General features: G+C 33.3%; 2 protein-coding genes. One reads left to right on the forward strand and one right to left on the reverse strand.

Annotation, left to right across the window (positions count from 1 at the left end):
• The coding region (locus FLACOL7796_RS13345; protein ID WP_173971265.1) for a murein L,D-transpeptidase catalytic domain family protein at window positions 1–577 on the forward strand (577 nt) is incomplete at its 5' end.
• Here FLACOL7796_RS13345 and FLACOL7796_RS13350 read toward each other — a convergent pair.
• The gene (locus FLACOL7796_RS13350) at window positions 566–2152 is read right to left on the reverse strand and encodes a L,D-transpeptidase family protein (RefSeq protein ID WP_173971266.1); all 1587 of its coding nucleotides are present in this window, start codon (window positions 2150–2152) and stop codon (window positions 566–568) included. The genes FLACOL7796_RS13345 and FLACOL7796_RS13350 overlap by 12 nt on opposite strands.
• Window positions 2153–2584 lie beyond the last annotated feature (432 nt).

The raw sequence follows: 2584 nt of genomic DNA on the forward strand, positions 1-2584 counted from the left end.
CTGTCATACCTTAAATTCTAACAATTTTAATTTACCTGAGCTTAGAACTTTTTCTGAAGCTTTAAAAGGATTTTATTTATTGAAAGAAAAAGGTGTTATACAGAAAGATATTTTAACGGTTATTGACTTTAGTTTGTCATCAAATACAAAACGCCTTTGGGTAATTGATTTGACAACAAATACAATCTTATTTAATTCTTTAGTCGCACACGGACGAAATACCGGAGAAGAATTTGCGTCTAACTTTTCAAATTCAAACTCATCTTATAAAAGCAGTTTAGGTTTTTATGCAACAGGAGAAATTTACCAGGGAAAACATGGAGCTTCTTTGCGTTTAGATGGTTTAGAAAACGGAATTAATAGTAATGCCCGTCAAAGAGGGGTTGTAATGCATGGCGCCGATTACGTTTCTGAGTCTTTTATCAGGGATCATAAAAGATTAGGCAGAAGCCAGGGTTGTCCAGCACTTCCAATCGAATTGACGGATGAAATAATTGAACTAATAAAAGACAAATCGTGTTTGTATATCTACCATCCGTCAAGAAGCTTTGCGATGGAAGAGAGGCTAATTTCTTAATTTAGCATACAAATCCGAATCGAGATTATAAATATCAGCTCTGAAAATGAGCTGATTTTTTTTGCTCCAAGCTGTCCAGTACCACTGATATAAAGCGTATTTTTTGGTGATTTTGATACTCGTTGTCTTTTTTGAAGCAATTATAGTGTCGATTCTGTCTTTTGACCATTTTTCTGAATCATCTAAAATATGTTCGGCCAATTCTAAAGGATTCTCCACACGAACACATCCTGAGCTTAGAGAGCGATTGCTTCTTCCAAAATTATTACGATGATTAGTATCGTGCAAATACACACTATGATGATTTGGGAAAAGAATTTTCATTAATCCCAAAGCATTATTGTAACCGGGACTTTGTACATAGCGGTAATTTCCGGGTTTGTTTTCGTTCCAGTTATTTGGGTCAACTGCATTTCCGGCAGTATCATATATCGTAATGTTTTTGTTCGCCAGATAATTGCGATTTCGTTTCATTGCCGGAACGACATCCTCCTTTAATATCGTTGGCGGAACCGTCCATGTAGGGTTAAAAACAACTGTTCTTAGCATCGAAGTAATGATAGGCGTTTTTCTTTTGCTTGTTCCTACCACAACGTTACGGACCAAAGTCGTATCTTGGTTTTCGACAACATTCAGGCTGTAATCCGGAATGTTTATAATAAAATAGTTTTCGGCTAAATCATTATTGTACCATCTCCAGCGTTCTAAGTTGGCGATAATTTGTTGTTTTCTTTTTTCTTTCGAATAATTTAAAGCGCTAATTGTTCCTACGCCAATAACGCCATCAGATGCTAAGCCGTGTCTTTCCTGAAATTTCTTTACGGATTCAAAAGTCTTTTGATCGTAAATTTTAGTCAGACTGTCTTTTTTAGGCATGTCCTGCCAATACATTAATCTCTTTTTAATGTTTATTAAAGCTGAATTAGTATCGTTTAAAACGATTTTATCTACAGATTCGATATTCTTTATATTGTCTTCAGGAAAAGTATTAATGATTTCAAGCGACTTTAATAGTTGTTTGTAGATATACGCTTTTGACTGAATATTGTCGACCACGCTATCTAATTTGTTTTTATTAAAAGCTTTAATAAGAACATTGTTTACATCAAAAGTTTTCTCTTCCAGATCCCAGTCATTATATAATTTTTTAGGATCTAGTTTTCCTTTATAAAGATGATTTAAGTACTTTTCGAAATTATAAGTAATAAGTATGTCGTACGTTGCAAGGTCGGCATCGCTTAAAGAGGTAATCTTATCTTCGAATTTTTTTAATGTAGAAGATTTGTAATCTTCCGGATCTAAGCCCAGTTCTTCAGCTTTTGATAATTGTGATAAAACGTAAGTTCTCTTTTTTAAATTTCCCCAAACGGTTTTGTTTTCTGATGAATTGTAAAATTGCTTAAGAGTTTCACTTTTAAAAGTGCCTATAAGAGCAGTGTCTATTTCGACTTTTCTTTCATCAGTAAGTATAATGGCCGGTGCCGTTTTTTTTACGACGGCAGGAATTATTTTTGGTGTCTCTTTTTTACAACCAATAAAAATGCATATTACTAATAAGAAGTAAAGTTTGTTCATTCTGTGTTTTTTTAAACATTAAAAAATGTTTGCTATTATTTTTATATCAAACGGTTCGCCCTGGGGTTGGCATTCTGTTTTATGTAAAATCAAATTGTGGCATTTCCGGAGTTGTAACCAGATCAACTTTATTAGTATTGCAGTAGGTTAGGCAATGCTTAATTTTATGTTTTATTCAAATTCCTTTTCAGATGCACTTTTAAAACGATCATTCATGGAGCTTGCGCTTGATTTTACCCGGCAAATATAGTACTGATTTTATTGAATAACGAAATAATTCCTATTAAATTTTTATTATCAAATAAATCAAATAATAGTTGGTTTCCTGGTCATGCTCTCAAAAGGCTGTAAACGTTTATGAGGTTCTTTGTTCTTACTAATGAGTTGCCGGACGATATGAGTTCCTTTGGTACTATTTCTTTAATATTATTC

It is taken from the genome of Flavobacterium bizetiae, assembly GCF_902804475.1.
Lineage (GTDB): Bacteria > Bacteroidota > Bacteroidia > Flavobacteriales > Flavobacteriaceae > Flavobacterium > Flavobacterium bizetiae.